General features: G+C 61.5%; 19 protein-coding genes. All 19 read right to left on the bottom strand.

Going from position 1 to position 22,501, the window contains the following annotated elements; all coding sequences use genetic code 11:
- Positions 1 to 27: 27 nt before the first annotated feature.
- The gene (locus tag SJY08_RS05610; RefSeq protein ID WP_371418484.1) at positions 28 to 834 is read right to left on the bottom strand and encodes an outer membrane protein assembly factor BamD; all 807 of its coding nucleotides are present in this window, start codon (positions 832 to 834) and stop codon (positions 28 to 30) included.
- 279 nt (positions 835 to 1,113) lie between these two features.
- Positions 1,114 to 2,070, bottom strand: a complete 957-nt coding sequence (lpxC, locus tag SJY08_RS05605) for a UDP-3-O-acyl-N-acetylglucosamine deacetylase (protein ID WP_377274963.1) — start codon at positions 2,068 to 2,070, stop codon at positions 1,114 to 1,116.
- Between the two features lie 260 nt (positions 2,071 to 2,330).
- Positions 2,331 to 4,079, bottom strand: coding sequence for a cell division protein FtsZ (gene ftsZ / locus SJY08_RS05600; protein ID WP_377274962.1), 1,749 nt, complete (start codon positions 4,077 to 4,079; stop codon positions 2,331 to 2,333).
- Positions 4,080 to 4,175: 96 nt separating this feature from the next.
- Positions 4,176 to 5,507, bottom strand: a complete 1,332-nt coding sequence (gene ftsA, locus SJY08_RS05595; RefSeq protein ID WP_377274960.1) for a cell division protein FtsA — start codon at positions 5,505 to 5,507, stop codon at positions 4,176 to 4,178.
- A complete protein-coding gene (locus tag SJY08_RS05590) occupies positions 5,504 to 6,436 on the bottom strand; it encodes a cell division protein FtsQ/DivIB (protein ID WP_377274959.1) in 933 nt (310 codons plus the stop codon). Before SJY08_RS05590 ends, ftsA begins: the two co-directional genes overlap by 4 nt.
- Positions 6,424 to 7,350 carry a D-alanine--D-alanine ligase gene (locus tag SJY08_RS05585; protein ID WP_377274958.1) on the bottom strand — a complete coding sequence of 309 codons (927 nt, stop codon included), beginning with the start codon at positions 7,348 to 7,350 and terminating at the stop codon, positions 6,424 to 6,426. Before SJY08_RS05585 ends, SJY08_RS05590 begins: the two co-directional genes overlap by 13 nt.
- A gap of 205 nt (positions 7,351 to 7,555) precedes the next feature.
- A complete protein-coding gene (locus SJY08_RS05580) occupies positions 7,556 to 8,410 on the bottom strand; it encodes a GGDEF domain-containing protein (RefSeq protein ID WP_377274957.1) in 855 nt (284 codons plus the stop codon).
- 69 nt (positions 8,411 to 8,479) lie between these two features.
- Positions 8,480 to 9,454, bottom strand: coding sequence for a UDP-N-acetylmuramate dehydrogenase (gene murB, locus SJY08_RS05575; protein ID WP_153762407.1), 975 nt, complete (start codon positions 9,452 to 9,454; stop codon positions 8,480 to 8,482).
- Positions 9,455 to 10,867, bottom strand: coding sequence for a UDP-N-acetylmuramate--L-alanine ligase (murC, locus tag SJY08_RS05570; RefSeq protein ID WP_054151678.1), 1,413 nt, complete (start codon positions 10,865 to 10,867; stop codon positions 9,455 to 9,457).
- On the bottom strand, positions 10,864 to 11,985 hold the full coding sequence (gene murG / locus SJY08_RS05565; RefSeq protein ID WP_377274956.1) for an undecaprenyldiphospho-muramoylpentapeptide beta-N-acetylglucosaminyltransferase: 1,122 nt from the start codon (positions 11,983 to 11,985) through the stop codon (positions 10,864 to 10,866). Before murG ends, murC begins: the two co-directional genes overlap by 4 nt.
- A gap of 6 nt (positions 11,986 to 11,991) precedes the next feature.
- On the bottom strand, positions 11,992 to 13,146 hold the full coding sequence (gene ftsW / locus SJY08_RS05560) for a putative lipid II flippase FtsW (protein ID WP_054151676.1): 1,155 nt from the start codon (positions 13,144 to 13,146) through the stop codon (positions 11,992 to 11,994).
- A gap of 1 nt (position 13,147) precedes the next feature.
- Complete coding sequence (gene murD, locus SJY08_RS05555) at positions 13,148 to 14,557, bottom strand: UDP-N-acetylmuramoyl-L-alanine--D-glutamate ligase (protein WP_377274955.1); 1,410 nt, start codon at positions 14,555 to 14,557, stop codon at positions 13,148 to 13,150.
- Positions 14,558 to 14,564: 7 nt separating this feature from the next.
- On the bottom strand, positions 14,565 to 15,665 hold the full coding sequence (gene mraY, locus SJY08_RS05550) for a phospho-N-acetylmuramoyl-pentapeptide-transferase (protein ID WP_377274954.1): 1,101 nt from the start codon (positions 15,663 to 15,665) through the stop codon (positions 14,565 to 14,567).
- Positions 15,666 to 15,689: 24 nt separating this feature from the next.
- Positions 15,690 to 17,123, bottom strand: coding sequence for a UDP-N-acetylmuramoylalanyl-D-glutamyl-2,6-diaminopimelate--D-alanyl-D-alanine ligase (locus SJY08_RS05545; protein WP_069041116.1), 1,434 nt, complete (start codon positions 17,121 to 17,123; stop codon positions 15,690 to 15,692).
- Positions 17,120 to 18,574 (bottom strand): UDP-N-acetylmuramoyl-L-alanyl-D-glutamate--2,6-diaminopimelate ligase, encoded by a 1,455-nt coding sequence (locus SJY08_RS05540; protein WP_377274953.1) that lies wholly within the window; start codon positions 18,572 to 18,574, stop codon positions 17,120 to 17,122. The genes SJY08_RS05545 and SJY08_RS05540 overlap by 4 nt, the downstream gene beginning before the upstream one ends.
- Positions 18,575 to 18,633: 59 nt before the next feature.
- On the bottom strand, positions 18,634 to 20,379 hold the full coding sequence (locus SJY08_RS05535) for a penicillin-binding protein 2 (protein ID WP_153762412.1): 1,746 nt from the start codon (positions 20,377 to 20,379) through the stop codon (positions 18,634 to 18,636).
- A complete protein-coding gene (locus SJY08_RS05530; protein WP_054151671.1) occupies positions 20,379 to 20,765 on the bottom strand; it encodes a hypothetical protein in 387 nt (128 codons plus the stop codon). Before SJY08_RS05530 ends, SJY08_RS05535 begins: the two co-directional genes overlap by 1 nt.
- Before the next feature lie 2 nt (positions 20,766 to 20,767).
- The gene (gene rsmH / locus SJY08_RS05525; protein ID WP_300888444.1) at positions 20,768 to 21,793 is read right to left on the bottom strand and encodes a 16S rRNA (cytosine(1402)-N(4))-methyltransferase RsmH; all 1,026 of its coding nucleotides are present in this window, start codon (positions 21,791 to 21,793) and stop codon (positions 20,768 to 20,770) included.
- A 17-nt stretch (positions 21,794 to 21,810) separates the two neighbouring features.
- Positions 21,811 to 22,248 (bottom strand): division/cell wall cluster transcriptional repressor MraZ, encoded by a 438-nt coding sequence (gene mraZ / locus SJY08_RS05520; protein ID WP_006725930.1) that lies wholly within the window; start codon positions 22,246 to 22,248, stop codon positions 21,811 to 21,813.
- Positions 22,249 to 22,501: the final 253 nt, after the last annotated feature.

Here is a 22,501-nt window from a genome sequence, read left to right as displayed (position 1 = left end):
AGTTTCTCACTTCGTGACTTAAGACCATCAGGTCCCGATCAGCAGCCTGCGACCGGCGCGGGTGATCCACGAACCGGAATTCTCACGCGGTTCGAGACCGCCTCTCTGCAACAGCGCATAGCTGTCGGCATACCACTGGCTGTCCGGATAGTTGTGTCCGAGCACCGCCGCCGCAGCCTGAGCCTCCGAAACCACGCCCATCGCGTAGTAGGACTCGACCAGACGGGCGAGAGCTTCTTCGATCTGGTTGGTGTTCGGATACTGCTCGACGACAACGCGGAAGCGCGAGACGGCTGCGAGATATTCCTTCCGCTCCAGATAGTAGCGTCCAACCTGCATTTCCTTGCCGGCGAGCTGGTCACGCGCGAAACGCATCTTCGCCTGTGCGTCATCGACATATTCCGAATCGGGGAAGTCGTTGACGACACGCTGCATCGCTTCGATCGTCTTGACCGAATTGCGCTGATCCTGCGTGACGTTGGAAATCTGTTTCCAGTAGGACAGACCGACGAGATACTGCGCATAAGCCGCATCCTCGGACTTCGGATAGAGGCTCAGGTAGCGGTTGCCGGTCGCAATCGCGTCGGCATAGCGGCCAAGGCGGTATTTCGTGAAGGTGCTCATGACGAGTGCCTTGCGCGACCATTCAGAGAAAGGATTCTGGGCGTCGACCGCGTCAAACTTGCGGGACGCTTCGCTCATGTTGCCAGCCTTGATGTTGGCAAGGCCCTGATTGTAGAGCACTTCCGGCGGCTCGGTCTCGGCAGCGAGTTTGCTGATGTCGATATCAGGGTCGCTTTGGCATCCCGCGAGCACGGCGCCGAAAGACAACATCACGCTCAGGCCCGCAATACGCACGGCATTCTTCACAACGACCGATCCCACTTGATTCATTCGAAAGATCCCGATTGCAGCGCCGCTTGAAAACCGTCGCCTTCAACTGGCGTTTCTAGCCACAAAAGCGGCACTAGGGCAACGCAGTGATGTGACTTTAACGCATTTTTGTGGCAGGGCACCCAGAAAGTGCCATTCTGCCCTTATCCTTGCCTGCTCAGCAAAACGCCGGCCTTCAGGAAGAAGCCGGCGTTGAACTTTGATTGACCTGTCGTGTACTTACGCCGACCAGGGCGCGAATTCCGAAACCTGAACCGGAACGAATTCCCGGGCGCGAACCTGGTGGCTGCGGCTCGGCGCTTCCACGACCTCATAGGCGGTCGGGTCGCTGAGCAGCGCCTTCAGTGCATTCGCATTCATCTTGTGACCGCCGCGATAGGAGCGGTAGCAGCCAATGAACTGGGCGCCGGCGAGAGCGAGGTCACCCACGGCGTCGAGCGTCTTGTGACGGACGAATTCGTCCTTCTCGTAGCGCAGGCCTTCGACATTGATCACTGTATCGTCGTCCGAGATGACCACCGAGTTTTCAAGCGAAGAACCCAGTGCGAAGCCCGCAGCCCAGAGGCGCTCGACATCGCGCATAAAGCCGAAGGTGCGCGCGCGCGACAATTCGGTCTTGAATGTTTCGGCCGTCAGGTCGCCTTCCCACTTCTGTCGGCCAATCAGCTTGCTGTCGAAGTCGATTTCGACCTCGAAACGCGTGCCGTCATAGGGGCGGAACTCGGACCAGGACGCACCGGCCTCGATGCGAACCGGCTTGGTGACGCGAATGTAGCGGCGCTTGACCCCGAGATTCGTGATGCCGACCTGTTCGATCGCATCGATGAAGACTTCCGAGCTGCCATCCATGATCGGCATTTCAGCGCCATCGACTTCGACGACGACGTTGTCGAGACCGAGCGCATAAAATGCGGCCATGACATGTTCGATGGTGGCAACGGACCGCGCCGGATTGGTGCCGAGCACGGTGCAGAGATCGGTATTGCCGACATGCGCAGACACTGCGCGATACTCACTGGTAGAACCGTCATCGTGTTGGCGGACGAACACGATACCTGTCCCGGCTTCAGCCGGCTGGAGGGTGATGGAGACCTCGCGGCCGGAATGAACCCCGATACCCGTCAGCGTGAGAGACGCTGCGATCGTGGTCTGAAATCCGAGCAAAGCAATTGCCATTCCGATAGCCTTAAAATGAAGCGACGAGGCGGTGGATCTTGTGCTTCCCGTCGCAATCTCTTGTCCAAGGATCAAAAGACCCTGTTGTCGATCACATACATACGTGTGACCGGGACGTGAGCCAAATCACTGATTCTTTCGCTTTGTAACGAAGCCAGTCCCTTGATTATCCTCAGGAATTCGACGCCTTGCAACAGAACGTGAAACGTAAAGACCCGGGCCTCTCGACCCGGGTCTCTCGAAGGTGAGTCTTGCTTTCCTTAGCTCGTCTGGCGACGCAGGAAAGCAGGGATTTCAAGCTGATCGTCTTCGCTTGTGGCGCGGGCCGGCGTGGCGCGGCCGTGATCGTCGAGCTGGCCACGACGCGGAGCGTAGAGGCTGGCTTCGGCCGACAGCGGACGACGCTGCTGCGATGCTGCGGCAGGAGCCGAACCGGTCATGTCACCCATGACAGTCTCCTCGTCTGCCTGGCGGCCGAGCGAATTGGTGATTCGCTTCAAGAGGCCCATCGGGCCACGCTCGTCCTGGGCAGCGGGTGCTGCCGGCTGGGCGCGGTGGTCGATCTCGGCGCGCAGCACCGGCGGGAAGTCTTCCACCTTCGGCATGCGGACCGGCTCAGCTGCCATGCGCGGCTCTGCCATGACAGGTGCCGGAGCGACCGGCGCCTGCATGACCGGAGCGGGCTGCTGCATCACCGGTGCCGGCTGGCTCATGACGGGAGCCGGAGCAACCGGCTGGACTATCAGCGGAGCGGGAGCTGCTTCCGGAGCCGGCGAAGCGAACAGGCGGCTTGCCGGACGGAATTCCTGCTGCGAAGCGGGCTGCGGCTGGCTCATGATCGGCTGGCGGGCAGTTGCGATCTCGAGTTCCCGTTCCATGGCTGCTTCAGCCGAACGAATGGTGTCTGCGACCGGATCCATGGTCGGCTTGGGGGCCTGCGTCATTGCAGGCTGATATGCGGCCGGTGCCGGAGCAACGGCCGCGGAGGGACGCATAGCGGGCTTTGCCAGCGGAGCGGCTTCGAAGCCCTTGGAGGCAAGTGCTGCACGGTCGATACCGGTGGCAACGACAGACACGCGGATGATGCCTTCGAGCGCTTCGTCGAAGGTGGCACCGAGGATGATGTTGGCGTCCGGGTCCACTTCTTCGCGAATACGGGTCGCAGCTTCGTCGACTTCGAACAGGGTCAGGTCACGACCGCCGGTGATCGAGATCAACAGGCCCTGAGCGCCCTTCATCGAGGTTTCGTCGAGCAGCGGATTGGCAATTGCGGCTTCGGCAGCCTGCATTGCGCGACCTTCACCCGATGCTTCGCCGGTGCCCATCATCGCACGGCCCATCTCGCGCATCACGGAGCGAACGTCCGCGAAGTCGAGGTTGATCAGGCCTTCCTTGACCATCAGGTCGGTGATGCAGGCAACGCCGGAATACAGAACCTGGTCGGCCATCGCGAAGGCGTCGGCGAAGGTGGTGCGGTCGTTGGCAATGCGGAAGAGGTTCTGGTTCGGGATGACGATCAGCGTGTCGACCGACTTCTGCAGCTCCTCGATGCCGGATTCGGCAAGCCGCATGCGGCGCGCACCTTCGAAGTGGAACGGCTTGGTGACGACACCAACGGTCAGGATACCCTTGTTGCGGGCAGCCTGGGCGACAACCGGAGCGGCACCGGTACCGGTACCACCGCCCATGCCGGCGGTGACGAAGCACATGTGGGTACCATTGAGATGGTCGATGATCTCGTCGATGCATTCTTCAGCGGCAGCGCGACCGACTTCCGGCTGCGATCCTGCGCCGAGACCCTCGGTGACATTGACGCCGAGCTGGATGATGCGCTCGGCCTTGGTCATGGTCAGCGCCTGGGCATCCGTGTTGGCAACGACGAAATCGACGCCCTGCAGACCAGCGGTGATCATGTTGTTGACGGCGTTGCCGCCACCGCCACCGACACCGAAGACGGTGATGCGGGGCTTCAGCTCAGTAATATCTGGCTTCTGCAGCTTGATGGTCATGGTACCCGTTCCTTCTTTTTCCGGCCGCATCGCCAAGCCGGCCATGTCATTTCAACAGATTTCCCTTGGCCGAACCTTGTGTCCGGCCGGGTAAACTCAAAAACTCTCTTTCAGCCATTGGCCCATGCGGGCGAAGCGGCTGTTTCCGTTGCCGAAGGGCGAGAACAACCCGCCCTGCCCGGCATGTGTTTCCTGATCCGCCATCTGCGGATAGATCGTCAGCCCGACGGCCGTCGAGAAGGCCGGTCCCTTGGCCGCGGCCGGGAGGCCGGACACACCCATCGGACGACCGATACGCACGTTCCGGGCCAGAATGCGGCGGGCCGCTTCCGGCATGCCGGTGAGCTGGCAGGCACCACCGGTCAGTACCACGCGCTTGCCAACCACCGGCGAGAAGCCCGACTTCTGAATCCGGTCGCGCAGCATCTCGAGGGTTTCCTCGATCCGCGCGCTGATGATCCGGGTCACAAGTGCCTTCGATACCTGGGTCGGCTGATCACGATCGTCTTCGCCTATCGGCGGAACGGACACGACCTCGCGATCGTCGGCGCCGTTGGCGACAGCCGAACCGTGAACGACCTTCAGACGTTCTGCATCCTCGATACGGGTCGAAAGCCCGCGCGCCAGATCGGTCGTCACATGGTGACCACCAATCCCGATGGCGTCCGTATGGATCAGCTTGCCTTCGGCGAAGACAGAGATGGTGGTCATGCCACCGCCCATGTCGATCGCCGCGCAACCGAGCTCCACTTCGTCGTCGACCAGGGCCGCAAGGCCGCTGGCATAAGGCGTGGCGACCACACCCTCGACGGTCAGATGGGCCCTGTTGATGCAAAGCTCCAGATTGCGAAGCGCTGCACGTTCGGCCGTGACCACATGCATGTCGACGCCGAGAACGTCGCCATACATTCCAAGTGGATCACGGATTCCCCGCTCTCCGTCAAGAGAAAAGCCTGTCGGCAGCGAATGCAGGACGGCACGGTCATTGCCCTGGGACTGCTGACCGGCAGCGATCAGCACCTTGCGCAGATCGCCGGATTCGACTTCCTGCCCACCGAGATCGATGGACGCGGTGTAGACGTCGGAACCGATGCGACCGGCAGAAACGTTGACAATCAGGCTCTCCACGGTGAGGCCAGCCATGCGCTCGGCAGCATCGACGGCCAAGCGCACGACATTTTCAACGGCGTCCAGATCGGCAATCACGCCGGACTTGATGCCGTGCGAGCGCTGATGACCGAGACCGATGACCTCGACATTGTGCGTACGACCCGGCAGGACAGCAAACTCGCGGCGCGGTGTGAGGCGCGCGATGATGCAGACCACCTTGGTCGAGCCGATATCGAGCACCGACACGACATGCGCCCGCTTCGACGAAAGCGGCTTGGTGCGCGGGAAACCAAAGGAAGAGCCACCGAAGATGCTCATATCTTCTGCTCCAGTTTCTTCAGAGCCTTGCGACGCTCTTCGAGGGCAACCGTACGGCGCTCCTGCGCGCCGACGGTCAGCCGAACGGCGACACGATCGGGCAGCCGCAGATCAACGACTGCGATGTCGCGCGACAGAACCTGCTGCTCGGCGTCAAAGCGATTGAGCAGTGCGAGAGCACCCGGGACGTTCTCTTCCGGCAGGCGAACGACAATGCCGCTTTCCAGGTGAACATCCCAGCGACGGCCACCAACACGTATGAAGGCCTTTACCCGCGAGGCAATCGCCGGCCACTGGGAGAATTCCTCATCTATGGCTGCAGCTGCGGTTTCGGCATCGCGACCGACGAAGAGCGGCAGCGATGCGAACTTGTTGTCACGCAGCGGCGCGATCACCGAACCGGACCGCTCGATAAGCGAGAGATCATTACCGTGCTGCCAGATGCCATAGGCCTGACGCTCACGCAGAACCACTTCGACGGTCGACGGATAGACCTTGCGGACCTCGGCCGATTCGACCCAGGGAAGCTCGGAGAGCGCCTGACGCGCAGCAGCAATGTCGAGGCCGAGCAGGCTGGTCGACCCATCAAGACCGAGCAGCTGCAGGATATCGATTTCCGACGTATGCTGATTGCCGGAGACCCGAACATCTTCGACCGCAAAACCAGCCGACGCCGTAACGGTCTGCATGACGATCGGGCCGTGGCCACCGACCACAGTTCCATGCAGACTGACCAAACCATAGAACGCCACCAGACCGACCTTGCCGAGATGGCGCGGCAGCGCGATACGGCCCGAGCACAAGGCAAGCACAAATCGCACCAGGCGGCGCAGCGGACGCGGCAGCACCTTCGTCTCACCCGACGCAATCGGCGCAGCCGGATACACGCCGGACCCACCCACCAATTTGTTGCCGCTCAACGAGAACAAGAAGCGTCCTCCACAATCCAACGTACGAATTCACCAAAGCTGTAGCCCGCAAGGGCAGCCATTTCAGGCAGCAACGAAGTGGGGGTCATGCCCGGCTGGTTGTTAAGCTCCAGCCAAATCAGATCACCATCCTCGGAGAAGCGATCGTCATAGCGGAAGTCGGACCAACTCACTCCGCGACACCCGAGCGCCTGATGTGCCTTCAGCGCTAATGATTGTATTTTTTGGTAAATTTTCGGTGAAATTTGCGCAGGAAGCACGTGCTCCGAACCACCCGCCGCATACTTGGAGTCGTAATCGTAGAAGCTGTTGCCGAGCGGCACGATCTCGGTGACGCCGAGCACCTTGCCATCCATCACGCCGCACGTCAGTTCGCGACCCGCCACATAACGCTCGACCATCACGAGATCGCCGTAACGCCATTCACTTGACGTCAGGATCTGCGGCGGGTGCGCCATGTCCTCACGGACAATGACGACACCGAAGCTCGACCCCTCACGAACCGGCTTCACGACATAGGGCGGCGCCATTGGATGCGTATTGCCGACGTCAAAGCGGTTGATGACCATGGCTTCGGCGACAGGAATACCGGCCTGGGCAGCCACGATCTTCGCCTGCTTTTTGTCCATGGCAAGCGCCGACGCAAGCACGCCGGAATGGGTGTAGGGGATTTCGAGATATTCAAGCACGCCCTGAATGGTGCCATCTTCGCCATAGGGACCATGCAGCGCATTGAAGGCGACATCCGGCTTCAGATCTTCGAGAACACGACCGATATCGCGACCGACATCAACGCGCGTGACCTTGAAGCCCTCACCCTCGAGAGCCGAAGCGCAGGCGTTGCCAGAGGACAAGCTCACAGGCCGCTCGGAGGACAATCCACCCATCAAAACCGCGACATGCTTGCCACTCATCTACGCCTCGCAAAATCTAAAATTCGACCGGCAATCGCACCGACTGATCCGGCTTTGTCAGATCAGTTGAACAACATTAAGGTTAATGAACCGTTTACTTTTGTTAATTTGGTCGCAAAAGCGCCTACCCTGCAAGCCAAACAAAGACTTGAGGCTATCGGACGAAGCCGATGAAAAGACAGAGAAAGTTAACGGATGAGATCAATCAGGCGCTGAGCCGCGACCGGTTCACGGCGGATTGACCATCGTCAGAAACCGGAGCCGCGAAAGGTGCCACAGGGACATCTTTCGCATGCACGATTCGATTCCGCCCGCTGGCCTTGGCGAGATAAAGGGCGCGGTCGGCGCCTGAAAACAGCTCGCTGAAGCCGAGTTCGGCGACGCCGTCGGAGACCCCGGCAGACACGGAAATCGAAACAGGCCGCCCTGAAATTTCCAAACCCATGCCTTCGACAGATGCGCGGATCGCTTCGGCGATCTCCATCACTCGCTCCGTCCCCTGCCCGGTCAAGAGGACGGCAAACTCCTCGCCGCCGATGCGGGCAATGGCCTCATCCGGGCCGAGGACATTCGTCAGGCAGTTCGCCGTTTGCACGATGACGTCGTCACCCGCTTTGTGACCGAGAGTGTCATTGACCAACTTGAAACGATCGATATCGAGCAGGATCAAGGCCACCGGCCCGCGCGCGGCCTCGAACGTGTCGAGGAATGCCCGGCGGTTCATCAGACCGGACAGCATGTCGGTTCGGCTCAATGTCTCGAAACGCTGGCGCGATACGCCAAGGTCGTAGATCGCAAGGCCGACTACCGAATAGGCAATCACGGCGACGATGAAGGAGACGGGCGGCGTCAGCATTGTCGCGACGACAAGCGCCGGCCCCAGAGGATATGGCAGAAGCCCGAGACCGACGAGGATGAAGTGACTGATGACGTTGAGGCCATAGGCAAACACGGCAATCTTGGCTGCCATGGCCACGGCCTTCCACAGCACCGCCTGCCGCGAGGAAAACTCGCCAAGCGTGAGCTGCCGGATTACCCAGACATGCACCAGATCAAACATGAAACTCCCCGAACCTTCGGGGAGCTTAACCGAGCGACGTTAAAACTTCGTAGGAAAGAGGCCGAAGGCTTAGGCCTCGGCGACGCCCATGAACGGCTTCACTTCGCGACCGGGCATGAAAATGCCGAGGCGTTTGATTTCCCATTCAAGCTTGATGCCGGAGGTTTCGAAGACCCGCTGGCGAACGGTCTCGCCGAGATATTCGAGATCGTAGCCCGTCGCATGGCCGACATTGATCATGAAATTGCAGTGGAGCGACGACATCTGCGCCCCGCCGATCATCAGACCGCGGCAGCCTGCCTCGTCGATCAACTCCCAGGCCGAATGGCCCTCGGGGTTCTTGAACGTCGAGCCACCGGTCTTTTCCTTGACCGGCTGTACCGTCTCGCGATGGTGACGAACCGCATCCATGTCTGCGCGGATCTTCGCCTTCTCTTCCGGATAGCCTTCGAAGAGCGCGCTGGTAAAGATCAGGCCTTCGGACGCGGCCGAATGGCGATAGCTGTAGCCCATGTCGGCATTCGACAGGACATGCACATTGCCCTTGCGATCGACGGCCTCGACCTCGATCAACCGGCCGGCCGTGTCACCGCCATTGGCGCCCGCATTCATGCGGATCGCGCCGCCGATCGAACCGGGAATACCGTAGTAGAAGTGGAAACCGCCGATATTATTGTCCATCGCCATGGCGGCGATGTGCTTGTCTGGGCAGATCGCTCCGGCACGGATGCGGTTCTCGCCGGCCAGCTCCACCTGTCCGAAACCCTTGGCAGACAGGCGAACAACAACACCGGGAATGCCACCATCGCGCACCAGAAGGTTCGATCCGACGCCGATTACGGTCAGCGGCACCTCTTCCGGCAGAAGCTTCAGGAAACTGGTGAGGTCCTCGACGTCATGCGGCTGGAACATCAGCTCCGCCAGCCCGCCGGCCTGGAACCAGGTCACCCGGTCCATTGGCGCATCAGGCGTCAACCGCCCCTTGAGATCGTTGACCCCCGGGCCGAGCGACGCCAGAAGCTTTTCCCCATCCACCTGTTTCATTCAAGACTTTCCCGCAATTGCATCTAGTTCCGTCGGCAAGGCAGCAGCCCACTGGGTAATGTTGCCGGCCCCCAACAGGACCACGAAATCACCCGGTTGTGCAATGCCTGCAACGAGAGAGGCGAGCTGATCCGGCGCGGCCAAGTAACGCGCGTCGCGATGACCGCCTGACTTGATGCGCGATACCAGCGTTTCTGAATCGATACCCTCAATCGGATCCTCACCGGCCGCATAGACCGGCGAGAGGAAGATCGTGTCGGCATCGTTGAAGCAGTTGGCGAAATCATCGAAGAGGCTGGCAAGGCGCGAATAGCGATGCGGCTGATGCACCGCAATGATCCGCCCCTGGCAGGCTTCGCGGGCCGCTCTGAGCACCGCCTTGATCTCCACCGGGTGGTGGCCGTAATCGTCGAACACCTGCACGCCATTCGATACGCCCGTCAGCGTGAAGCGCCGCTTGACGCCGCCGAAGCCGGCAAGTCCCTTGCGAATACTCTCTTCCGAAATGTCGAGCCGGTTCGCGACAGCAATTGCGGCGCAGGCATTGGAGATATTGTGCCGGCCCGGCATTGGCAGCACCAGATCCTTGAAATTGAAAACCCGGCCGGTACGACGACGGCGGATCTCCACATCGAAGATAGAACGGATGCCATCGAGGCGCACATTCGAGAACCGCACATCGGCCTGCGGGTTCTCGCCATAAGTGATGACCTTGCGGTCCTCGATCTTGCTCACCAGCGCCTGAACTTCCGGATGGTCGAGGCACATCACCCCGAAGCCATAGAACGGGACGTTCTCGACAAACTGGCGGAAAGCCGCCCGCGCATTGTCGAAGGTGCCGTAATGGTCGAGATGTTCAGGGTCGATATTGGTGACAACAGCGACATCGGCCGGAAGCTTCAGGAAGGTACCATCGGACTCATCAGCCTCGACCACCATCCACTCACCCTCACCCATGCGGGCATTGGTGCCATAGGCATTGATGATGCCGCCATTGATGACGGTCGGGTCGAGATTGCCCGCTTCCAAGAGAGCGGCAACCATCGAGGTCGTCGTCGTCTTGCCATGCGTGCCGCCGATTGCGATCGCGTTGCGGAAGCGCATGAGCTCGGCGAGCATTTCGGCACGCCGGACAATCGGCAAGAGCTTCTCGCGGGCGGCAATCAGTTCCGGATTGTTCTTCTTGATCGCGGTCGAGACGACGACGACTTCGGCATCACCGAGGTTCTCGGCCGTGTGACCGACGAAAACTTCGATGCCCTTGGCGCGCAGCCGCTGGACGTTGGCACTCTCGGCCTGGTCCGACCCTTGCACCTTGTGACCGAGATTGTGCAGCACCTCGGCAATCCCGCTCATCCCGATGCCGCCGATCCCGATGAAATGGACGAGGCCGATGGTTTTCGGCATTTTCATTGTGTGGCTCCCTTCGACTGGGCAATGCCCTTGCCGGCGGCAATAGCCTCTACGAGGTCTGCGAGCAAGCCGGCAGCGTCAGGCTTGCCCGTGCTTTTCGCGGCGGCCGCCATGGTTGCGAGCCGCTCCGGGCCCTCCATCGCCGTCGTCAGAAGGTCAGCAATGCGCTCGGCAGAAAGCGCCGACTGGGCGATCACCTGCGCGCCGCCCTGCGCCGCGAGTGCTGCGGCATTCGCCGCCTGATCGTGGTCGAGTGCATGCGGATAGGGAACAAGCACGCTCGGGCGACCGATGACCGCGAGTTCGGAGACCGTCGATGCGCCAGAGCGGCAGATCACGAGATGGGCCGTTGCCATACGCTCCGCCATGTCGGTGAAAAAGGGCGCGACATCAGCGCGAATGCCAAGCGTCGCATAGCTATCGATGACCTTCTGGCGGTCTTCGGGCCTGGCCTGCTGGGTGACCACGAGGCGCTGACGCAGCGCGTCGGGGAGAAGCCGGATGGCGCCCGGAATAGCGTCGGAGAAGAACTGCGCGCCCTGGCTTCCACCGAAGACCACGAGGTTGAAGGTTTCGCCAGCGCCGGACGCGACATAGGGCTGGGCCGCGGCCGCGATGACGGCCGGCCTTACCGGATTGCCGGTGAGCACCATCTTGGCCTTGTGTTCGCCTTCAGGTGACAGAAAACCACCAGCGATCGCCCGCACTCGCGAGGCAAGCAGCTTGTTTGCCCGTCCCATCACGGCATTCTGCTCATGCACCGCCGTCGGAACGCCGAGACCGGAGGCCGCGAAAAGTGGCGGCACGGTCGGGTATCCGCCGAAGCCGATAACGGCCTTCGGCTTCAGGCGTGACACCAGAGCTCGCGCCTCGCGATAACCGCGCCACAGCGAGAGAAACGCCTTGACCACGGCGACCGGGTTCTTCGAACCGATCGTCGCAGACGAAACGGTGTGGATCTCATCGGCCGGGAAGCTTCCGGCGTAACGTTCGGCACGCCGGTCGGTCACCAGATGCACGCCATAGCCGCGCGCCTTCAATTCATGCGCCAGCGCTTCGGCCGGAAAGAGATGGCCGCCGGTTCCCCCGGCGGCGAGAAAGACGATACCCTTGGTCATTACGCTTTACTCCGCAGGCACGCCCGCGACCGAACGGAACAGGCTGCGCTCCTGGGCGCGCTTTTCCGGACGGCGGCGGGTCAGCGCCAGGATGAAGCCGGCCGTGACACAGATCGCTGTCATCGACGATCCGCCATAGGAGATGAGCGGCAGCGTCATGCCCTTGGCCGGCAGAAGTTCGAGATTGACGCCGATATTGATCATCGACTGGACGCCGAGGAGCAGAACGAGACCGGACACGGCGAGACGGTTGAAGTCGTTGCGCTCCTTGTAGGCATGGCTGAGGCCGCGCAGAACAAGAAAGGCGAAGATCGCGACCAGCGCCATGCAGAAGACGATGCCGAATTCTTCCGCAGCGACCGAGAAGATGAAGTCGGTATGGCTGTCGGGAATGATGCGCTTGACGATACCCTCGCCCGGCCCCTGGCCAAACCAGTCGCCACGAATGATCGCTTCGCGGGCGGTATCGACCTGGAACGTATCACCCTCGCCGGTCAGAAACCGGTCTATTCGTCCGGCGACGTGCGGCAGCGTCAGATAGGCCCCGAAGAAGCCTGCACCGCCGAGTACGCCGAGCACGACGATCCAGAGCCAGGGCATGCCGGCCATGAAGAACATCGCCCCCCATACGCTGCCAATCAGGATGGTCTGCCCGAGGTCAGGCTGGGCGATCAGGAGGGCTGCGGCAATTCCGAAGAGCAGAATGGCAAAGAGATTGCCCGGGATCTCAGGCTGGCGCGCATGTTCGGCAAACAACCAGGCGCAGATCACGACAAAGGCCGGCTTCATGAATTCCGACGGCTGGATCGACATGGAGCCCAAAGACAGCCAGCGGCGGCCGCCCTTGACCTCGAGACCGATGAAAAGCACCAGCACCATCATGATGAGCGAGGCCGCAAGGATCAGCATGGCCATCCGCCTGACCTGTCGTGGCGACAGGAAGGACAGTCCGATCATCACCCCGAGTGCCGGCAGCATGAAAAAGGCATGACGCTTGACGAAGTGGAAGCTGTCGAGATTGAGACGTTCGGCAACCGCCGGCGAGGCTGCGAAGGAGAGCATCAACCCGATCCCCATCAGGAGAACGAAGGTGATCAGGAACAGACGGTCGATCGTCCAGAACCAGTCTGCGACAGGTCCTCTCTCTACGCGGCTTACCATCTCATTTGCCTCCTGTCGGCAGGTCGATCAGCATCGTCACTCCGTCCAGATCTGCGACATGCGAAACAAAGGCGTCGCCGCGGACCTCGAAATTCTTGTACTGGTCGAAGCTTGCGCAAGCCGGTGAGAGCATCACGGCCGAAGCTTCGCCATCCCGATCGGCATCATCAGCGGCATGCGCCACGGCGCGCTCGAGGTGGTCCGAGATCTCGTAGGCCACGCGGTCGCCGAGCTGTGCCGCAAAGGCGGAAGCAGCCTCGCCGATCAGATAGGCCTTTACGATGCGCGGGAAGAGTGGTGCGAGGCTTGCGATGCCGCCTTCCTTGGGCAGACCGCCGGCAATCCAGTAGATCCGCTCATAGCTGGAAAGGGCGGGTGCTGCAGCATCCGCATTGGTCGCCTTGCTGTCGTTGACGAAAACTACGTGACGTCGCCGCCCGACCGGCTGCATGCGATGCTTGAGGCCGGGGAAGCTCTGAAGGCCCTTGCGGATCTCGTCTTCCGAGACGCCTGCTGCCAGGCAGGCGGCAATCGCGGCGCAGGCATTCTGGGCGTTGTGGCTGCCGCGCAGCGTCTGGATCCCATCGAGATCGACCAGAGGAGCAGATGCTCCGTTCTCGGCCCGCATGATGCGCGAGCCGTCGGCATAGAGGCCATCGGCGAGCGGCTGCCGCTTCGAGATCCGGATGACCTTGGTCCCGGCACGTTCGACACGGTCGCCGATCAGCTCGCAATAGCTGTCATCGGTCCCGACGATCGCAGTCTTCGCTCCGGCGACAAGACGCTCTTTCACCTCGGCATAATGCTGCATCGTGCCGTGGCGATCGAGATGATCGGGCGTCAGGTTGAGCAGGATGCCGGCAGTCGGGTTCAGCGTCGGGGCAAGGTCGATCTGATAGGACGAGCATTCAACGACGAAGAAGCGGCCATCCTTCGGCCGATCGAGCGTCAGCACCGCACGGCCGATATTGCCGCCAAGCTGGGTGTCGCGACCACTCGCCTGAAGAATATGGGCAATCAGAGCCGTCGTGGTCGACTTGCCGTTGGTCCCGGTGATCGCGATGAACGGGCAATCCGGTGCCTGCGCCCGCCGCTCGCGCACGAAGATCTCGACATCGCCGATGATCTCCACGCCGGCATTGCGGGCAAAACCAACCGTCCAGTGTGGCTTCGGATGGGTGAGCGGCACGCCGGGCGAGAGCACAAAGGATGCGACCGACGACCAGTCGATTTCGCGCAAGTCCCGGGTCGGTACGCCTTCGGCTTCAGCCCGCGCAACGCTGTCGGGATTGTCGTCCCAGGCAATGACATTTGCGCCACCGGCCTGAAGAGCCTTCGCCGTGGCGAGACCCGAACCGCCGAGCCCGAACAGCGCGACGGTCTTGCCCTTGAAGGTGTTGGCCGCGATCATCGCCGCCTCACCGCAGCTTCAGGGTGGAAAGGCCGAGCATGGCAAGGCCAACCGCGATGATCCAGAAGCGGATGACCACCTGGCTCTCGGTCCAGCCGAGCTTTTCGAAATGGTGGTGGATCGGCGCCATCAGGAAAACCCGCTTGCCCGTCAGCTTGAAGTAACCGACCTGGATGATGACCGAAAGCGTTTCCATGACGAAGAGGCCGCCGATGATCGCCATGACGATCTCATGCTTGGTAGCAACAGCGACGGAGCCGATCAGGCCACCAAGGGCAAGCGAACCCGTATCTCCCATGAAAATGGCAGCCGGTGGGGCGTTGAACCACAGGAAACCGAGCCCTGCACCGATCACGGCACCGAGCACCACCGCAAGTTCGCCCGTGCCCGGCGTGAAATTGATCTGCAGATAGTTGGAGAACACCGCATTGCCGGCGAGATATGCGATCACGCCGAAGGAGGCAGCAGCGATCATCACAGGCACGATGGCAAGACCGTCGAGACCGTCCGTCAGGTTGACCGCATTGCCGGCGCCGACGATGACGAAGCCACCGAACAGCACAAAGAAGATCCCGAGATCGATCAGGAAGTCCTTGAAGAAGGGAAAGGCGATCGAGGATCCGAAGGTTGAGCCTTGAGGCCCGGAACTCAGCGCCGTCGACATCATGAAATAGACGGCGATGCCCGCAATCACGAATTCGATGCCGAGGCGCGCCTTGCCGGAGAAGCCCTTCTCCGTCTGCTTGGTCACCTTGAGATAGTCGTCATAAAAGCCGATTGCGCCAAAGCCGAGCGTCACCAGCAGTGTGGCGACGACATAGACGTTGGAGAGATCAGCCCAGAGCAGTGACGACACGACGATGCCGGCCAGGATCATCAACCCGCCCATCGTCGGCGTTCCCGCCTTCTTAAAATGGGTTTGTGGTCCGTCGGCGCGGATAGGCTGTCCCTTACCCTGGCGCACGCGCAGGGACGAGATGATGGCCGGGCCGAACAGGAACACCACCAGCGCCGAGGTGAGGAGAGCAGCCCCGGTGCGGAAGGTGATGTAACGGAAGAGATTGAAAAACTGAAGGTTATCCGCCAGTTCCACAAGCCAGATCAGCATTGGAGCCCTTTCCAAAAGCCCGGATTAAAAGTGGCGCTCCGTGTCGGTGAATGCCGGATGCTTGTCAAGCAGAGCCGAAACGATCTTGCCGAAACCGATGCCGAGAGAAGATTTGACCATCACGACATCGCCCGCGCGGACCTCGGCGCTGACGAAATTCGCGAGCTCCTGCGTGGTTTCGAGATAGACGACGTGAACCGTTTCCGGCAGGGCGTCGCGCAGCGCCACCATTTCCGGGCCTGCGAGCCAGACATGTTCGATCCCGGCGGCCAGCAGAGGACCTGCGAGCTCCGCATGAACGGAAGGCGCGAATTCGCCCATCTCCAACATGTCGCCGAGCACGGCGATCCGCCGCCCCTCGCCTGTCGGCTGGGAAGAGGCAAGCACGGCAATGGCGGCCCGCATCGACGCGGGGTTGGCATTGTAACTCTCGTCGATCAGCGTCAGGATGCCATCGGGCAACTGCAGCCTGTGGCGTTCACCGCGCCCCTTGACCGGAGCGAGGTTTTCCAGGGCTTCGATTGCCGCATCAATGTCCGCGCCAACCAGCGATACGGCTGCCAGAACCGCCATGGCATTCTCTGCGAGATGCCGGCCCGGCGCTCCGATCGTCACTTCACGCGTCTCGCCACCGAAGGACACCCAGACGGTGGAAAGCTCGGCAGCACCATCGAATTCCGCCAGCCGGAACTCGGCCTTGGCATGCTGACCGAAGCTGTGGATGTTTTCGACACCCTGGGCGAGCGCCGCCTGCTCAAGGCGTTCGTAGTAGGGATTGTCGCGGTTGAGGATCGCATCCCCACCATTGACGACACCCTCGAAGATCTCGGCCTTGGCGTCCGCGATCTCGTCGACGCTGGCGAAATTGCCGAGATGTGCCGGCGCGATCGTCGTGATGACCGCCACGTCCGGACGCACCATGCGAGACAGCGGCCCGATCTCGCCGGAATGATTCATGCCCAGCTCGAACACGCCGTAACGGGTGTCGATCGGCATGCGGGCGAGCGTCAGCGGCACGCCCCAATGGTTGTTGAAGGACGCGACGGAGGCATGCACCTTGCCGGATGGCGCAAGTGTTGCGCGCAGCATCTCCTTGGTCGTCGTCTTGCCGACGGAGCCGGTGACAGCAATGACGGTCGCAGGCGTGCGATCGCGGGCGGCCATGCCGAGCTTCTGCAGGCCGACGAGAACGTCTTCGACCACGATCATCGGGATAGTCAGCCGACCGAGCGCCGGCAGCTTGGCCTCGCTGACGACGAGCAGGGCAGCCCCGTTGGCGATGGCGATACTGGCATAGTTATGACCATCGACGCGGTCGCCCTTGATGGCGAAGAATGCTTCGCCAGGCGTAATCGTCCGACTGTCGATCGAAATGCCGGTCACACCTTCCGGCAGATTGCCGAAAGGCCGGCCGCCCATGGCGACAACCATTTCACGCGCGGTCCAAAGCAATGTCAACGGTCGAACTCCCCCAAGGCTTTGCGGACTTCCTGGTGGTCCGAGAACGGATGCGTCTCGGAACCGACGGTCTGTCCTTCCTCATGCCCCTTGCCCGCCACGATCAGCGTATCGCCCGTGGAGAGCATAGCCACACCGGCGCGAATGGCCTGGGCGCGATCACCGATCTCGATCCCCCTGGGCGTTGCCGCCATGATCTCCGAGCGGATGGTCGCGGGCATTTCCGAACGCGGATTGTCGTCGGTGACGATCGCGATGTCGGCAAGCCGCGAGGCGATCTCGCCCATGATCGGCCGCTTGCCCTTGTCGCGATCTCCGCCGCAGCCGAATACGACGATCACACGACCGGTCGTAAAGGGACGCACCGAGGTCAGCACGTTTTCCAACGCTTCCGGCTTGTGCGCATAGTCGACATAAGCGAGCGCGCCAGCCTTGGTCTGACCGACCAGTTCGAGACGGCCGGAGGCCCCCTTGAGATGCTCCAGCGCCTTCAGCGCCACGGCCGGGGCAACGCCGGTCGAAATGGCAAGACCGGCTGAAACCAGCGCGTTGGCGATCTGGAAATCGCCGGCCAAAGGAATGTGGACTTCGAAGATGTCACCGCCATGATGCACTTCGGCGACCTGCTTGTGGCGGAAATGTTCGACCCGCTTCAGGCTGAGGAAATCGCCCTTGCGGCCAACCGTGCGCACATCGTGGCCGCAGGCCTTGGCGACCCGGATCGCCTCGTCAGACCAGGCATCATCAGCGAAGATGACCGCAGGGGCGCCCGTCGGCAGCAGCGTTTCGAAGAGCCGCATCTTCGCCGCCATGTAATCTTCCATGGTCGGATGGTAGTCCATGTGGTCACGGCCAAGATTGGTGAAACCCGCGGCCGACAGCACCACGCCGTCGAGACGGCTCTGATCGAGGCCGTGGCTGGACGCTTCCATCGCGGCATGCGTGACGCCCTCATCGACGAGTTCGCCGAGAAGCGTGTGGAGTGCGAGCGGATCGGGCGTGGTCAGCGAGCCGTAGTCGTTGCGTTTCGGCGAGATGACGCCGGTCGTGCCGATTTGGGCGGCGGCATGGCCGGCCTCGGCCCAGATCTGACGGGTAAAGGAGGCCACGGAAGTCTTTCCCGCCGTGCCGGTCACCGCGACCACCGTCTCAGGCTGGCGCCCGACGAGGCGGGCTGCGGCAAGCGCGAGGAACCGGCGAGGATTATCGACGATGACGACGGGTACAGTGGCGTCGAGCGCATGCGATGCAACAAGAGCCACGGCACCCTTTTCGACCGCCTGGGCTACATAGGCCGAACCGTCCGCCCTGGAGCCGGACAGAGCGAAGAACACGGTGCCCGGTTCGACCTTGCGGCTATCGGCTGAAAGCCCACGAGCCTCGACGCCTGCAGCACCACTGGCTGCCACCTGTTCCCCAAACTCCTCGCCAGCCAGTGCACCCAAAAGCATTTTGCAGTCCATCCTTGAGGGGCAAGTTACGCGAATCGCCCCGCCTGTAGTCGATCTGATCAATAAGAGACGAGCAATGCTGAGCCGTCTTCCCCGTATTTGGGTTCTACACCAAGAATTGCGGCGCTTCTGCGGATGATCTCGCCGACGATGGGTGCGGCGGTAAGACCCGCGGTCCGACCACCACCCTCGCCCGTCTTCGGCGCGTCGATGAAGCTCAGCACCAGATATTTCGGATCATCCATCGGGAAGGCGCCGACATACGAGTTGAAATTCTGATCGTCGGAATAGCGGCCATTGATGACTTTCTCGGCCGTGCCGGTCTTGCCGCCGACATTGAAGCCATCAACAAGCGCATACTTGCCGGAACCAGCCTTGCCGTTCATCCAGAACAGATGCCGGATATCATCGCTGGTCTGTTTCTTCACCACGACTTGGGCAATCTGATCGGCCTGCTCGCGGTCGCGGGTCAGGAAGGTGGGCGGCAGAAGCTTTCCACCGTTGACCAGCGCCGCGGCTCCAACCGCAGTCTGCAGCGGCGTGGTCGAGACGCCGTGGCCGAAGGAAATGGTGATCGAGTTGATCTGCTTCCATTCCCGCGGCTGCGACGGTGCCTTCACTTCCGGCAGTTCGGTTTCCAGTCTGGTCAGGAGACCCAAGCGTGTCAGGAATTCCTGATGGCCGGCGGTCCCGACGGCTTCGGCCATGCGGGCCGTTCCGATGTTCGAAGAATACTGGAATATCTCAGGCACGGTCAGCACTCGGTGCTTTCCATGGAAATCCTTGATGGTGAACCGGCCGATGCGGATCGGATAACGGGCATCGAAACTGTCATTCATGGTCACTTTGCCCGAATCGAGCGCCATGGCCGTCGTGAACGTCTTGAAGGTCGACCCCATCTCGAACGTGCCGTTCGTCATCCGGTTCATCCAGCCTTCTTCGGCCCCTTCCTGAGGCCGATTCGGGTCGAAATCGGGAATCGATGACATGGCGACCACTTCACCGGTGTGAACGTCGAGAACCACGGCTCCGGCGGCGATCGCTTCGTATTTTGCAACAGCGTTGACGAGCGCATCACGCAAGATGTTCTGGACACGGATGTCCACCGACAGCCGGACCGGTTCCAGCGGCGCATCGCTGGTCATGCCAAGCGCTCTCAGATCCGCCATGCCCTGATTGTCGATATAGCGCTCCATCCCGGCCATGCCGCGATTGTCGATATTGACGTAGCCGACGATATGCGAGGCAGTCGCGCCGCCCGGATAGAAGCGTCGCTTCTCAGGCCGGAAGCCGATGCCGGGAATACCGAGCGCCAGGATCTGGCTCTGCTGCTTCGGGGTCAGTTGCCGGCGCAACCACTGGAAACGCGAATTCGACGAAAGCTTGCGATACGTATCCCGGACATCAAGGTCCTTCAGGACGGTCGACAGGCGTTCGACCGCCTCGTCCGCATCGACGATCTTGTGGGGCTCGGCAAACAGCGAGACGGTGCGGATATCGGTGGCGAGCACTTCACCATTGCGATCGAGAATGTCGGGGCGCGAGGCCATCAGCCGGTCGGCCGGCAGGATGCTGGACACGGTCTCAGGCTGCGCATGACCGTATTGCACGAGACGCCCACCGATCACGGCATAGGCGACACAAAAGGTCGCGATCATCAGCCCGACGCGGGTCTTGGCCATTTCCGACTTGCGCTTGCCGGTCCCCTTGAAGGTCGCTCCGTTCACGACGGCACCGCCACGCTGCACATCGGTCGAGAAATGCGCCTGGCTCTTCAACAGCATGATTCGCGAAAGAAAGGTCATCAGCGGTCCACCGATCCTGTCGTGATGAGGTCCTTGATGGGATCGGAGGGTGCTGTCGCACTCACGGTTCCCTCTTCGCCTTCCGGCACAGGCACCAAATCCTTGAGCATGGGAAGCTCCATCGGCCGCGCCAGCTGGCTCGGCTCGGTCGGCACAAGCTGCAACTCGGCGGCATAGGCCTGAACCAGGCGTTCAAGCCTGTTCGGCTGGGTGAGCAGTGCCCTATCGGCCTTGAGCAGGTCGATGGTGTCCTTCTCCAGCTTGATCTCGGCCTCAAGGCGACGGACTTCCGCTGCCTTGTTGTCCGTGTTGTGCTTGATCTGGTAGGTCACGGTGGCTGCGGCCAGCATGGCTCCGATCATCAGAAAGTCGAAGGTTCTTAGCACTGTCAGCCTCCGATCTTTTCGAGTGTGGCAAGGTCGGGCAGATCGAAGATCGACATGTCGGCCCGCTCGGCGGGCGCCGAGGTACGGATGCCGGCGCGCAGCTTCGCGGAACGGGCGCGGGGATTGATCTCCGCCTCCTCCTCGCTCGCCGCCACCATGCCCTTGCCGACCGGCTCGAAGGTTGCCGGCCGCGCTTCCACCATGGGAAGATGGCGCGAACCTGACGCCTTGCCGGACCGCTCGGAGAAGAATTTCTTGACGATCCGGTCCTCAAGCGAATGGAAGGTCACGACAACAAGCCGACCACCAGGCTTCAGAGACCGCTCAGCCGCAAACAGCGCCTGCGCCAGCTCGCCGAGTTCGTCATTGACGTAGATGCGCAGCGCCTGGAAGACGCGCGTTGCCGGATGAATCTTGTCCTTGGCCTTGCGCGGATTGACGGTCTCGATGAGGTTGGCGAGATCACGCGTCGTCTGGAAAGGCTCGATCGCGCGGCGCTTTTCGATGGCGCGCGCAATACGCCCTGCATGCTTCTCTTCGCCGAGGAAGCCGAAGATGCGGATCAGATCAGACACCTTGGCACGATTGACGACATCGGCGGCCGAAACACCGGAGACCGCCATGCGCATGTCGAGCGGCCCGTTGCGCTGGAACGAGAAGCCGCGATCGGCCTCGTCGATCTGCATGGAGGAGACGCCGATATCGAGCACCACGCCGTCGAGACCCTCGTCGGGAGCAAACTCAGCAAGATTGGAGAATTCCGTATGATGAAGGGTCAGCCGCTCACCGCTGGCCTCGACGAGCGCCTTGCCGCCGGCAATGGCGTTCGGGTCGCGGTCGAGCGCAATGACGTCGGCGCCCTTGGCCAGGATGGCGGAGGTGTAACCACCGGCGCCGAAGGTCCCATCAAGAATGACTTTGCCAGCCTCGGGCTCGAGAGCCTTCAGGACTTCGGAAAGAAGAACCGGAATGTGGCGAACTGGTCCGCCATCGGCATCGGAAAAACCTTCGCCAAAGTTCGCCGCCATTCCGTTTCTCCGTCTTTCTAGGTGCGCAGGCCTCGCTGCCTGACCACCTCTCTGGCTCTCGCCTGCGCCTCGTGAAACGCCTGCGGTTGCCACACTTGAAAATGATCCGACCGACCGACGAAACAGACCTCCGAGGAAATCCCCGTGAAATCCCGGATGAAATCCGTCACCGCCAATCGCCCTTCGGCATCGAGTCGCGCAAAGACGCCGCCACCATGAAGCAGCAGCGACATCTCGTTTGCCTCCAACGCGAAGGGATCCTCGGCCGCCATCTTCCGCTCGTACCGCTCGAGCAGATCCGGACCACCGATGTTGACCGCCGGATAGACGAAATCCTGGAGACAATAAAGCTCCTGAATTCCGCGCTGCACCAGCACGGCACGAAACGCCGCCGGGACGGAAACCCGCCCCTTCGCATCGATCCTGTTTGTCGCGTTGGACAGGAAGCGGCTCATCACTGACAACCGGCCTCCCCTTGGATGCAGGGTCGATCAGAGACCCCGGAACACACCTGATTACGCCAACCGTCGAACCCGCAACACACCCGCCTGAAATGCGAGAGGAAGCACCTGCTTCACGAGATTTCGGGGATGAAACGACCCCCGCAACGGCATGCAATTGGGATACCATGGGACAATATGGGCGTCAATGGGAACGGCCGGGATGAACCTCTTCCGCGATTCAAACATTGATAGGCGGTTAAGCTTA

The sequence above is a fragment of the Rhizobium sp. R86522 genome (assembly GCF_042466255.1).
Classification (GTDB): Bacteria; Pseudomonadota; Alphaproteobacteria; order Rhizobiales; family Rhizobiaceae; genus Allorhizobium.
The sequence above is the reverse complement of the archived record's forward strand: the minus strand, read 5'-3'. Positions and strand labels throughout refer to the sequence as shown.